This is a genomic window from Flavobacterium sp. AK-345, assembly GCF_058310175.1.
The window spans coordinates 703,021-715,064 of the sequence record NZ_JBZEER010000001.1; the positions used below are offsets into that span (position 1 = coordinate 703,021).

13 protein-coding genes are annotated in these 12,044 nt (G+C 31.5%); 7 read left to right on the plus strand and 6 right to left on the minus strand.

The annotated features are described in order from the left end of the window. Positions 1-18 precede the first annotated feature (18 nt). The 4 genes from AC4FQ3_RS03265 to AC4FQ3_RS03280 all read right to left on the minus strand — a co-directional run bounded on the left by AC4FQ3_RS03265 (position 19) and on the right by AC4FQ3_RS03280 (position 4,963). The gene (locus AC4FQ3_RS03265; RefSeq protein WP_042566947.1) at positions 19-534 is read right to left on the minus strand and encodes a DinB family protein; all 516 of its coding nucleotides are present in this window, start codon (positions 532-534) and stop codon (positions 19-21) included. A 41-nt stretch (positions 535-575) separates the two neighbouring features. Continuing rightward, positions 576-3,161, minus strand: a complete 2,586-nt coding sequence (locus AC4FQ3_RS03270; protein WP_491180844.1) for a phosphoenolpyruvate carboxylase — start codon at positions 3,159-3,161, stop codon at positions 576-578. Between the two features lie 90 nt (positions 3,162-3,251). After that, entirely contained in the window at positions 3,252-3,731 is a 480-nt protein-coding gene (locus AC4FQ3_RS03275; RefSeq protein ID WP_007805990.1) for an Lrp/AsnC family transcriptional regulator, read from the minus strand. 77 nt (positions 3,732-3,808) lie between these two features. Beyond that, a complete protein-coding gene (locus tag AC4FQ3_RS03280; protein WP_491180845.1) occupies positions 3,809-4,963 on the minus strand; it encodes a M14 family metallopeptidase in 1,155 nt (384 codons plus the stop codon). Positions 4,964-5,275: 312 nt separating this feature from the next. On the opposite strand from AC4FQ3_RS03280, the gene AC4FQ3_RS03285 reads away from it, so the two are divergent. Then, positions 5,276-5,749 carry a helix-turn-helix transcriptional regulator gene (locus AC4FQ3_RS03285; RefSeq protein WP_491180846.1) on the plus strand — a complete coding sequence of 158 codons (474 nt, stop codon included), beginning with the start codon at positions 5,276-5,278 and terminating at the stop codon, positions 5,747-5,749. A gap of 82 nt (positions 5,750-5,831) precedes the next feature. On the opposite strand, the gene AC4FQ3_RS03290 is transcribed toward AC4FQ3_RS03285, so the two are convergent. After that, a complete protein-coding gene (locus tag AC4FQ3_RS03290) occupies positions 5,832-6,383 on the minus strand; it encodes a 1-acyl-sn-glycerol-3-phosphate acyltransferase (RefSeq protein ID WP_491180847.1) in 552 nt (183 codons plus the stop codon). A gap of 65 nt (positions 6,384-6,448) precedes the next feature. On the opposite strand from AC4FQ3_RS03290, the gene AC4FQ3_RS03295 reads away from it, so the two are divergent. From AC4FQ3_RS03295 to AC4FQ3_RS03315, 5 genes are read left to right on the plus strand one after another with little or no spacing between them, the layout of a single operon-like run. Next, positions 6,449-7,114, plus strand: coding sequence for a spermidine synthase (locus AC4FQ3_RS03295; RefSeq protein ID WP_491180848.1), 666 nt, complete (start codon positions 6,449-6,451; stop codon positions 7,112-7,114). Positions 7,115-7,125: 11 nt separating this feature from the next. Next, positions 7,126-7,803, plus strand: a complete 678-nt coding sequence (locus tag AC4FQ3_RS03300; RefSeq protein ID WP_491180849.1) for a peptidoglycan DD-metalloendopeptidase family protein — start codon at positions 7,126-7,128, stop codon at positions 7,801-7,803. Between the two features lie 6 nt (positions 7,804-7,809). Further along, positions 7,810-8,283, plus strand: coding sequence for a hypothetical protein (locus AC4FQ3_RS03305; protein ID WP_491180850.1), 474 nt, complete (start codon positions 7,810-7,812; stop codon positions 8,281-8,283). 12 nt (positions 8,284-8,295) lie between these two features. Next, a complete protein-coding gene (locus AC4FQ3_RS03310) occupies positions 8,296-8,820 on the plus strand; it encodes a hypothetical protein (RefSeq protein ID WP_491180851.1) in 525 nt (174 codons plus the stop codon). Between the two features lie 48 nt (positions 8,821-8,868). Then, complete coding sequence (locus AC4FQ3_RS03315) at positions 8,869-9,339, plus strand: nuclear transport factor 2 family protein (protein WP_491180852.1); 471 nt, start codon at positions 8,869-8,871, stop codon at positions 9,337-9,339. A gap of 396 nt (positions 9,340-9,735) precedes the next feature. Here AC4FQ3_RS03315 and AC4FQ3_RS03320 read toward each other — a convergent pair whose 3' ends face one another. After that, positions 9,736-11,223 carry an aminotransferase class V-fold PLP-dependent enzyme gene (locus AC4FQ3_RS03320; RefSeq protein ID WP_491180853.1) on the minus strand — a complete coding sequence of 496 codons (1,488 nt, stop codon included), beginning with the start codon at positions 11,221-11,223 and terminating at the stop codon, positions 9,736-9,738. A 181-nt stretch (positions 11,224-11,404) separates the two neighbouring features. On the opposite strand from AC4FQ3_RS03320, the gene msrA reads away from it, so the two are divergent. Continuing rightward, entirely contained in the window at positions 11,405-11,935 is a 531-nt protein-coding gene (gene msrA / locus AC4FQ3_RS03325) for a peptide-methionine (S)-S-oxide reductase MsrA (protein WP_491180854.1), read from the plus strand. Positions 11,936-12,044: the final 109 nt, after the last annotated feature.

Sequence of the window (12,044 nt, forward strand, 5' to 3'; positions counted from 1 at the left end):
TATGCTAAATATTTAATACTATAAATACCTTTCTTCGAAAACTTTTTGATGATGTTTTTGATGACCAATAATTACAAAACCTAAAGCACGAACAGAAATCTGAATATTAGAAGCAGTTCCGATTCGTTTAAGTTGTTCTTCAGATAAACTCTTGTAAAACAATAAATTTGAATGTCTTAACGCAGATAATTCTGTTAGTAAATCCTGAATACTTCTCCCATTTGCATTGGTATTGTTTGCATAATCATCTTCTTCAAAACTTGCCAAAGCAGTTTTGTCGTTTCTTGAAAAACGTAAAGCACGATAAGCAAAAATACGCTCGCAATCTATTAGATGCTGAATAATATCTTTAATTGTCCATTTTCCTTCTGCGTAACGATAATCAAATTTATCCATCGGGATATTTTGAACAAACCGGATAAAATCATGCAAAGAAATCTCTAATTCTTCTATTAGGTTTACATCTCCGGCTTCACGAATATACGTTGCAAAACCACCTGAATATTCATTTTCTAATAATTGGTTTGAATTCATTTCTATTACTTTTTGTTATAAAATAAATTAAAATTCTAGTCTTAGGCTGAGTTTCTACTCGCATTTGTATTTCCGAAAAGAGATCTTGTTACGATTTTTTCATAAACTTTAATCAACTCTTCATTATTGCCATTTTCTTTGTTTAGCTCATTAATTCTCAACAAAGCATATTGCTGTATTGTCAACAATGGCATAACGATACGTTCTCTTATTTGAATAGAAGCTATACCATCAGGATAATTTTCCATCAATGTTTTATGACCTGCAATTTTAAGCAAAAGACGTTTTGTTTCTAGAAACTCGTCGTAAATAATTTGCCAGAATTCACCAAATTCAGGGTCTTTTTTCATGTAAGCTGTTAGAGGAAAAAATGATTTTGCCAATGACATCATACTATTTTCAAGCAATGTTCTAAAGAATAATGAATTATGATACAAATCACTTACTTTATCCCATTGATTATTGTCTTCAAAATATTTCAACGCAGTTCCTACTCCAAAAAATCCCGGTACATTTTGTTTCAATTGACTCCAAGAACCTACAAAAGGAATTGCTCTTAAATCAGCAAAATCCAATTGTTCAGATTTACTTCTTTTAGAAGGACGGCTTCCAATATTTGTTTTAGAATAATATTTTAACGTACTCATCTTTTCTAAATACGGAATAAACTTTGGATGATTTTTAAAACTTAGGTATTTATCATATCCTAAACCAGCCAATTGTGTTAAAATCTCAGTTTCTGTAGCAGTTAACTCGTTTTTCTCTTTGCTGAAAACCTGATTCGTCACACCGGCACTCAATAAGTTTTCGATGTTATAACGGCAAGAATCCAGAGTTCCGAAATTTGAACTAATCGTTTGTCCCTGAACTGTAATCTGAATTTCGTTATTTTCAATTTTTGGTCCTAAAGACGCATAAAATTTATGTGTTTTTCCACCACCACGAGCAGGAGGTCCGCCACGGCCATCAAAGAAAATAGCCTTAATACCATATTTTCTTGAAATTTCCGTCAATGCAATTTTAGCCTGGTAAATACTCCAGTTTGCCATTAAATAACCACCATCTTTAGTTCCGTCAGAGAAACCAAGCATAATAGTTTGTTTATTGCCTCTCGCTTGCAGATGTTTAGAATATTCAGGATTTGTATACAACTGCTCCATTATTTCATGTGCATTCTGTAAATCATCAACTGATTCAAAAAGCGGAATAATATCAACGGTAGGATCTTCCCAATTGTTCAAACGAATCATGGCAAAAGTTTCCATAACATTCAGCGCACTTTCGTTATTACTAATAATATAACGGTTAGCACCAAATTCTCCATTATTTTGCTGAATCGTTTTTATAGCCTGAACAGATTCTAAAGTAGATCTGGTAATTTCATCTTCAAAATGTTCAGGATTCAATTCTCCTTTTACTTTTGATAAAACAACCAGTTTTTCTTCTTCGGATAATTCATAATAGTTTTCAGGGAAAATTTTCGAACCAGAATTCAAATAATAATTTACAACATCTTTGAATACGGCGTTGTGAATCTTACTATTCTGACGAATATCCAAAGTCGCAAAATGGAAGCCGAATAAATTGATTTTTACTAAAAATGCATCCAATTCATCTAAATACAATGATTGGTGTTTTTCAATAATAATGTTTCGAATTGCATTAAGCTGAGATAATAATTCGTCTAAAGTAATGTAGATTTCTCCTTTTGAATAAAAAACAGAACGATAAAGCTTTTGTTCAAGATCTGACACTAAAGTATCTACCCCTGAGAAAGTTAGCTTTCTTTTTAAACTTCTCATTTCAACATAATAACACTTCAAAATCGAAGTACGCAAACGTTCAGCAACTTTCAAAGTAATTTCGGTTGTCACAAAAGGATTTCCGTCGCGGTCTCCTCCCGGCCAAAAACCAAGTTTGATTAATTGGTTTTGAATAGCATTTCCGTGAAGGATATTTTTCTGTAAATAATGTACAATTTCTCCAGATGTAGCATAGAAAACATTCTCCAGATACCAAATCAAACTCACCGCTTCATCGTAAGGATTTGGTTTTTCATTCTGAATAAATGGAGTTTTTCCTAGCTGAGCCAGTAATTGTTTAATTTGCAATAGATTATTCAATCGAATTGCTTCGGTTAAATCATTTATAATTCCAAGTACCGGACCTGGATAAAATTGCGTAGGATGCGCCGTTAATACCGTTCTTACATTGAAATTTTCAAGAAATTCAATAAGATCGTCATCTTTTTCCTTTGCATCTGATTTTTCTTTGATATCACGAAGAGAACCACGCCCTTCCATATTGTTTACAACCGGAAAAGCAGCATCTTCAATGGCATCAAATAACACAATCTGACGTTCTATATATTGAATAAATCGAAACATTAAATCGATTTTTTCAGTCTCAGTTGCGTTATTTAAAAATTTATTAGAAAAGAAATCAAAAATCTCTTTTGGTGTTTCCTGTTTTTTAAAGCCCGTTTCGCAAGTTTCTGTAAATAAAGGAAGTAAAACTCCCGTATTATCTATAGAATCAAAAGGTAATGTTATAAAAACACTATTATAAATGTGGTATTTTGAGAGAACATCTTGATTAAAGCGCTCAATTTTGGGTAACGTATACATAATCGTGTTATAGTTGGTTGGTTAATTGGTCATAAAAAAACCCCAAGAATAAACTTGAGGTTATATTTTAATATAGCATTCAAGAAAATATTACATATTTTTAAATATAGTATGCATCAAACGCTTCTTATCGTTTATACTTTCTTCTAATGAAATCATTGTTTCTGTTCTGTAAACGCCTTCGATATCGTCGATCATGAAAATAACTTCCTTCGCGTGTTTCGTATCTTTCGCTCTGATTTTACAGAAAATATTGAATTTTCCGGTAGTTACAGAAGCCACAGTTACGAAAGGAATTTGGTTTATTCGCTCTAATACAAATTTAGTTTGAGAGGTATTATTAAGAAACACACCTACATAAGCAATAAATGAATACCCTAATTTATCGTAATCTAAGGCTAATGAAGATCCCATTATAATTCCTGCGTCTTCCATTTTTTTTACTCTAACATGTACTGTTCCAGCAGATATCAATAATTTTTTTGCAATGTCAGTAAACGGAACTCTCGTATTGTCTATTAACATATCTAAAATCTGGTGATCTACTTCATCTAAACGAAATTTACTCATAATTCTTTAATTAATATTACTAATTGCTATAACAAAGTATAAAAATATGTATAAAAAATAACAAATTCACATAAAAATTAACTTTTTGTCAATCCGTTAACAAATTTAACATTTTTATTTAAATAAAAATTTGCTTTTTGATTCAATTTCGGAATGTTATTAAAGTCATCTGTATAATCTGCACCTTGAGCATCATATTCATAATGACCAAAATAATTTTCCAAGTCGCCTACTTCAACTATGTAAGCGTTAAACTGAATCTTATTTTCAATCAATTCTTCTTTGTATTGTGCGACAAAATTCGTAATAATTTCGATACCATCATAATTTATTTTGATGTTTTTATACATAAAATCATAAAAAACGACTTTATTTTGTGAAATATTCAAATAATCATTAATTCGATTGTCAACTAAATCGTTTTCGGAAAGGAGTTTAAAACTCGAAATTAGTGAGAAAAATATTAGTTTTCGGGTAATTTCTCTTTGATAATCGTTCGGAAAATGACCAGCTTCAAATAAAATAGTTGGAACTCCTAAGAACTGAAAGGTATCTCCAATACAATTAATATTGAATGAATCATCAAAACGTCCCACCTGCCCCGGAATATACTCCTGTAATACATCATTAAGGCCTGCAATAAGGTTTATGGCTTTTAATCTGTTATCATTTATATCACGAGCTTCGTTATAAGATGGTGCCAAAAAAGAAACAGTTGCCGGTTTACCACTATCTCCTGCGCCAAAAATTGTGCGCTGATCATGAAGATTAAAACAATAATGAGGTTTAAAATCTTCGAATACTTTTCTTAAAATAATACTCTCCGGCTGAGTCAGATTCTGTGAATCTCGGTTTAAGTCAATTTTATTGGCATTTTCACGAGTATAAAGCGCCGCACCGTCAGGATTTAGAATTGGAATAGTGTAAAAAGTAAATGTTTTTAACATTTTGTCGGCAAAATCCGATTTGCTGTTTAATACATTTATAAAGTCAAAAAGCGCTTTGGTTGTCGTGTTTTCATTTCCATGCATTTGAGACCATAAATAAATACGAGTTTCTCCACTACCAATTTCATAACTATATATAGGTTTATTTAAAACCGAATGTCCAATAATTTTGACCTGATTATTAGTATTTAGTTTATCTAATAATGGTTGGATATGATCTAAAGTTAGATAACGACCCGCAATAGACTGCTCTTTGTATTGATTAAATAATTCTTCTAAATTCATTGTAATTTGATTAGTTTACAAAAGTAAACATCTTTATTTTTACAATTGTAAACATGAAGAATTTGTAATTATTTAGAAATGTAAACAGTTTTTAATCCTTTTAAATTGATATTTAAGATTTTGAAGTTAACATTTGTTACTTCTGATAATATAACACACTATTAGGTTGTATTTCAATTAGTTATGCATGGTTACTTATAGTAAATTTGAGTGTTTTTTGATCTTAATTATCCGATTTACTATTGTAAAATTGCTTATTCAATTTATTATAGTTACATTTGTAAACATCATTTTTTAAATATGTAATTTACAATGGTAAACATCGATGATTTTGTAAAAAGGCTTGAAATAATACTCGATTATTACGCACTAAACGCCTCTTCTTTTGCTGATAAAATTGGCGTGCAGCGATCTAGTATGTCTCACCTACTTTCTGGTAGAAACAAACCAAGTCTTGATTTTGTTCTTAAAATTTTGGATGTTTTTCCGGATGTTGATTTGTATTGGATTTTAAATGGCAAAGGAAGTTTTCCTAAAAATGAGGAAGAAACTGTAAATTCTAAAGCTGAAAATGCCGTTGAAACTGAAAAGCCTTCTGCCCCTATTCCATATAATGAAAATGAAGTTTCGAAAGATTTATTTTCAGGAATGAATAAAAAAGAGGAAAGTCAGGAAAAAAGATATTTTTCAGAATCTAAAAACTCAAATCTAAATTCTGAAGAAGGGGAAATCGAAAAAATTGTATTTTTTTATAAAAACGGAACATTTAAGGTATATAACCCATAATCTGAATTTTTCGCGTATTTAAAAATTTTTAAAAATATTTTTCATTTAAGCGATTCTCACGGAGGTGAAAAAATAACTGAAATTAGATCTGAACGCCATTTTCAGGAATTTTTCCTAAGACTCCTGTAAAATGTAATTTCAAAATTTCCAGATCAGCTTCATAATTTCCTGTTGGCTGAAAAGGCTTTCCAAAATTCACTTCTTTCTTCCCCCAGTTAAAAGTTACCGGAACAATGGGAACATTTGCTTTAAGAGCAATATAGTAAAATCCTGTTTTAATTTCCTTCACTCCTTTGCGGGTTCCTTCCGGAGCAACGGCAAGACGAAAAACTTCTTTTCTGTAAAAAATAGCAGCGATAGAATCTACCTTATTTAAACCACCGGTGCGATCTAAAGGTTCTCCGCCCATATACTTAAAATAATAGCCAAACGGAAAAGTAAACAATTCCTTCTTTCCTACCCAGTTCATTTGCAGTCCTGAGATTCCGCGGGTTAAAACTCCCAAATAAAAATCATGATTACTTGTATGAGGCATAACCATCAAGACACATTTTTTTACTTCAGCATTTTCGATACCCACTATTTTCCAGCCCATTAGCTTAAAAAAAAGGAACTTGTATAATTTTTTCTTCATTAAAGTCAATTATTTCGTGCAAATTAAAAGATTTTAATGGTAAATTTGAGTTAAAGCGCAATAAAATGATTCAAAAAATATTCAGTTATCTGATTCCAATAAAAATATTCAAAAAAAAATCAGCCAGAAGCAAAGTGATCGAAGTTACCTGGGCAAATGGCGAATTAGTTTTAGATTCTGAAAACACCAATTATTCTTATGGAAGTCTGCAGCGTATATTAAGGTACGGATTACGAAATATTGGTTATGAAACCATTCTTAAGATGGAACATATCTTGTTGTTGGGCGTTGCCGGCGGAAGTGTTATAAAAACTCTCGTGGACGAAATTGAATATAAAGGTAAAATTACCGGAGTCGAAATTGACCCTGATATGATTCAGATCGCCAATGAATACTTTAACCTTGACCAAATCAAACAACTCGAAATTATTATCGACGATGCTTTTGAATTTGTTTTAAAAACCAAAGACAAATATGACTTGATTATTATTGATGTTTTTGAAGATATAAAAATGCCCAATTTTTTATTTGAAAGTTTTTTTGCAAACCGTGTTTTTTCATTATTAAAAAACAAAGGAGTTGTCCTTTTTAACACCATGATTTTGGATGAAGCACATAATGTTAGAAATAGAAAGTATATTTCAGAAATAAATAGTAAATTGTTTTCCTCAAAAATGTTGCCTCGTGTGGAGGTTCATAACGAATTAATTATCATCGAAAAAGTCGCCTAATTTGCTATTTTATGAAGACCTTAGTTTCTATTTTAAAATCCTTGCCGCCTACTAAAGTTATTGATTCAAGTATAGATTTCTCAAAATATGTAGCATTAGATTTATCAGTTACCAACAAAGGACTAGTTGAAAGTAAACCTTTGACTGCTGCTGATTTTGAAAATTTTATAGCCAATTATTTAAAAAAGAATAATGCCGAAATAGCTTTTGGCGGTTATATAGAAGGACGGAACTTATATCAAAGAAGTACTATTTTTAAAAATGAAAATCTTCCCGAACGTAATATTCATATTGGTTTGGACTTATGGGGGAAAGTTGGAACATCCATTTTGGCTCCCCTTGATGGTAAAATTCACAGTTTTAAAAATAATGAGGGTTTTGGTGATTATGGTCCTACTATTATTTTGGAACATGAAGTTGAAAATGAAAAATTTTATACTTTATATGGACATTTATCGTTAGAAAGTATAGAAAACATTACCGTTGGGACAGTTTTTAAAAAAGGAGATCGTTTGGCAACCTTTGGAAATTCTACAATTAATGGAGATTATGCGCCTCATTTGCATTTTCAGATTATAAATAATATTGAAAATTATTACGGTGATTATCCAGGAGTTTGTAACATAAACGACTTAAACTTTTATATAGAAAACTGTCCCGACCCTAACTTATTATTAAAAATAACATAAATAGTTATGAAGAAAGCAGGATTGATTATATGTTTGTTATTGCTAATTGGTTGTAAATCGAAAACCATAAGCAGAGACACCGAAGATTTAAAAATTAAAAAAGTTGTTTCGACCGAAATTAGTTCGGCGCAACAACAAAAAGCGTATGATTTAGGTAAACGGGTTTTAGAAACCTGTAATACATCTAAATTTAAACCTTTTAACGAAACCGAAGTCACACAATCTGTAATGGAAAACACGACAGAAGAGCGTTTGACAAAAACCTGCCAAAAGTTTCGACAATATTATGGCAGTTTTATTGATTTGAAATTGGATGGTGTTTACAAAACAAAACAAGAAACAATTTATCGCTATCATGCATTATACACCAAAAAAGTGGCAAACAAAGAATTGCGTGTTTTTGTAAATGAAGATAATTTAGTTTCTGCTATAAAATCAATGGATTGGGATGAAAAATTCGAATCTCAAATAACAGACTAATAAAATTAACTTATGAATTTAAAATTCCCTCTTTTTGTGTTATTGTTTCTTTCGACTTTGGTCAATGCTCAGGAAACCATGATTGTAAATGGCTCTAAACCTTTTTCGGCAACACAAAATTATACTTTTATCTGCGAAAAATACGCCTACACAGGAGAAGCTAATGTTCAGATTGCAAAAACAGAAAAAGGGGGGATTTTAAAATTAACAATTGCTACAGCAAACGACAAGGCCCGAATTGCCGGAGGAGTTTATGTAGATTTGGCAAACGCCGATGTAATAGCCTGTGTTGACAAAAATGTAAAAGAATATGCAGATGGCAAAACAACTTCCTACTATTATTTTACACCGGCAGAAATGAACAAACTTAAAAATACTGATATAAAAGGAATTAGGTTTATCATTACCGGAAACTCAAACACCTTTGGCAATCAAACAGGATATTTTACAGCGGTAAACAAAACCAATTATTTTTCTACAGCTTTCGACCAATCAAAAAAAACATTTAATACAGCAAAAGAAATTAGCGTTTTATAAAGATTTTTTCTTCTAATAAATCTTATATTTATGCCCTAAATGTATTTTATGAACCCAAACGAAAACTTAATCACCAAATTCTACACAGCTTTTGCCAATGCCGACTATAAAACAATGAGTGAATGCTATCATCCAAAAATTCATTTCATTGACCCCGCTTTTGGCTTACTAAAAGAAGAGCAGGTTTCTGCCATGTGGCAAATGTTACTTTTAAAAAGTAAAGGCAATTTAAAAATTGAGTTCTCAAATGTTAAGGCTGATGATTTTACAGGATCGGCAAATTGGGTTGCAACTTACAATTTTAGTAAAACCAACAGAAATGTTATTAATAAAATTTCTGCCGAATTTATTTTTCAGGATGGTTTGATTATTAAACACACAGATAATTTTGATGTTTGGAAATGGTCAAAACAAGCTTTCGGAATTAAAGGGCTTTTACTGGGCTGGACAGGCTTTTTTCAGGATAAAGTAAAAGAGCAGGCCTTATTATCACTCAAAAAATTTCAGCAGGCAAAATAATTTTGATAATATTATTTAATATAAAAACCCGACTTGTTTTGAAAAACTTGTCGGGTTTGTTTTTTTAGAAGCAGAAATATTAAATTTTCAAGAAAACCTGTCCCGCTTTCGCCTATATCTTTGTTCGTTCCTCTCAAAGGATACCGGCTCTATCGGGGCTAGATTAGAAATTTTGTAATTCATTAGAAATTTATTTTAAAAAAAATCCCTACACATTATTTTATTTATAAATCTTCACAACATTTATCGAAATATTTACCGCAATATTTTATTGGCAACGTATATCGTAGAGACGCACAGCAGTGCGTCTAACACATTGTTCTGGTCAATTAAATATAGTAAATTGGAACGTACACGCACTACTGTGCGTCTCTATGGTAAATCTTTGCAAAAAAATTATGATTTAAACCACTTTTCTACCAATTCATCTTCAAATGAATTTGCATTTTTATGGATAAATTCGTTTGTATTTTTTTCATAAGAATAATCTAAAGCCCAGGTTTCATGTTTTTCAGCCAATTCTTTTATGCTATCACAAACAAATTTAATTTCTTCATCAGTAGTAGTTGGGTGAATAGACATTCTGATCCATCCCGGTTTTTTGATCAAATCACCAATCGTAATTTCGTTCACCAATTTATTTGAAGTTTCCTGATCTACGTGAAGTAAAAAGTGACCGTAAGTTCCGGCGCAGCTACATCCTCCTCTGGTTTGAATTCCGAATTTGTCATTCAATAATTTTACACCTAAATTAAAATGCAAATTTTCAATAAAAAAAGAAACAACACCCAAACGATTTTTATGTTGTCCGGCCAGAATTTTGATATTTTCAACAGATCCTAATTCGCTAAAAACATAATCAACAATTTCGTGTTCACGCTGCAAAATGTTTTCAATTCCCATTTCTTCCTTTAGCTCAATTGCCAAAGCAGTTTTTATAACCTGCAGGAAACCTGGAGTTCCGCCATCTTCGCGATCCTCAATATTGTCAACATACTTATGTTCACCCCATGGGTTAGTCCAGCTTACAGTTCCTCCACCCGGACAATCGGGAATCATATTATGGTATAATTTTTTATTAAAAATCAAAACACCCGAAGTTCCAGGCCCGCCTAAAAATTTATGTGGTGAAAAGAAAATCGCGTCCAGATAAGCTTCAGGATCAGCAGGGTGCATATCAATTTCTACATAAGGTCCTGAACAGGCAAAATCTACAAAACAAACGCCATTATGTTTGTGCATCAATTTTGCAGCTTCATGAAAAGGAGTTTTCAATCCCGTAACATTTGAGCACGAAGTAATCGAAGCGATTTTAATTGTTCTATCCGTATATTTTTCTAATAATTGTTCAAGATTATCCAGGCAAAAAAGTCCTTTTTCGCAAGAAGGAATAATTTCAACATCTGCAATTGTCTCCAACCATGATGTTTGATTAGAATGATGCTCCATGTGTGAAATAAAAACAACAGGTTTTTTTTCGGCAGGAACCGTAATAAAATCCTTTAAGTTTTCTGGAATTTTTAAACCCAGAATACGCTGGAATTTATTGATAACGCCTGTCATTCCAGTTCCATCCGTAATCAAAACATCATCCTGATTTGCATTAGTATGACGCTTGATAATATGTCTGGCATGATGATACGCTTTTGTCATGGCAGTACCTGACACAGTAGTTTCTGTATGTGTGTTCGCCACAAAAGGCCCGAATTCATTAAGAAGTTTCTCTTCAATTGGGCGATATAATCTTCCACTTGCAGTCCAATCGGTGTAAATAATCTGTTTTTTACCGTATGGAGACATAAATTCCTGATTTATTCCAACAATATTTTTTCTAAAATCCTGAAAATATGTTTCTAAGCTGATGGTATTATTTTTGCTATTCATTATTGTGCCTGAGTTTGATTGCAAATATATTGCTTTTTTATAGAATTGTGAATTTATCAATTATAAACTTCAAACATTAAATAACCTTTTAGTATCTTTAATTAAATAGTCTTTTTTTGAATAAATTATCATAATATTCTATCGGATTAATAGGGCATATAAAACTTTAACTATAACATTTATGGGAAATTTATCAGTAGCCACTTTTGGTGGAGGATGTTTTTGGTGTATAGAAGCTGTGATTCAGCGTTTAAAAGGAATAGAATCTTTAAAATCGGGATATTCAGGAGGTTTTATCAAAAATCCTCCATATCGTGAAGTTTGTACTGGCAGAACCGGTCATGCCGAAGTCATACAAGTTACATTTGATCCTGACATAATTTCATATCATGATTTGATTTTTATATTTATGACAAGTCATGATCCAACAACATTAAACCGTCAGGGAGCAGATGTTGGAACACAATACCGTTCTGTAATTTTATATCATGATGCAGAACAAAAAGCAATTGCAGAAAAGGTTTTTGAAGAAGTAAAAGACTTTTATGATGATCCAATTGTAACGCAATTAGTTGAATTTGAAGTTTTTTACGAAGCCGAAGAAGATCATCAAAATTATTACAATAACAATCAAGATGCACGTTACTGCCAAATAGTAATTGATCCAAAAGTGCAGAAATTAAAAAAAATGTACGCAGATAAACTTGTTTAAATAGAAGTTTTTTGTCTTAGATTTTATTGTAACAATCTAAAAATAACCACGAATTCACGAATTTATTTTAAAAAGTTATGCGTAATCATTCGTGAATTCGTGGCTATTT

Coding starts and splice junctions, on each gene's coding strand:
- AC4FQ3_RS03265 (WP_042566947.1), bottom strand. CDS start 534: ATGAATTCAAACCAATTATTAGAAAATGAATATTCAGGTGGTTTTGCA.
- AC4FQ3_RS03270 (WP_491180844.1), bottom strand. CDS start 3,161: ATGTATACGTTACCCAAAATTGAGCGCTTTAATCAAGATGTTCTCTCA.
- AC4FQ3_RS03275 (WP_007805990.1), bottom strand. CDS start 3,731: ATGAGTAAATTTCGTTTAGATGAAGTAGATCACCAGATTTTAGATATG.
- AC4FQ3_RS03280 (WP_491180845.1), bottom strand. CDS start 4,963: ATGAATTTAGAAGAATTATTTAATCAATACAAAGAGCAGTCTATTGCG.
- AC4FQ3_RS03285 (WP_491180846.1), top strand. CDS start 5,276: ATGGTAAACATCGATGATTTTGTAAAAAGGCTTGAAATAATACTCGAT.
- AC4FQ3_RS03290 (WP_491180847.1), bottom strand. CDS start 6,383: ATGAAGAAAAAATTATACAAGTTCCTTTTTTTTAAGCTAATGGGCTGG.
- AC4FQ3_RS03295 (WP_491180848.1), top strand. CDS start 6,449: ATGATTCAAAAAATATTCAGTTATCTGATTCCAATAAAAATATTCAAA.
- AC4FQ3_RS03300 (WP_491180849.1), top strand. CDS start 7,126: ATGAAGACCTTAGTTTCTATTTTAAAATCCTTGCCGCCTACTAAAGTT.
- AC4FQ3_RS03305 (WP_491180850.1), top strand. CDS start 7,810: ATGAAGAAAGCAGGATTGATTATATGTTTGTTATTGCTAATTGGTTGT.
- AC4FQ3_RS03310 (WP_491180851.1), top strand. CDS start 8,296: ATGAATTTAAAATTCCCTCTTTTTGTGTTATTGTTTCTTTCGACTTTG.
- AC4FQ3_RS03315 (WP_491180852.1), top strand. CDS start 8,869: ATGAACCCAAACGAAAACTTAATCACCAAATTCTACACAGCTTTTGCC.
- AC4FQ3_RS03320 (WP_491180853.1), bottom strand. CDS start 11,223: ATGAATAGCAAAAATAATACCATCAGCTTAGAAACATATTTTCAGGAT.
- msrA (WP_491180854.1), top strand. CDS start 11,405: ATGGGAAATTTATCAGTAGCCACTTTTGGTGGAGGATGTTTTTGGTGT.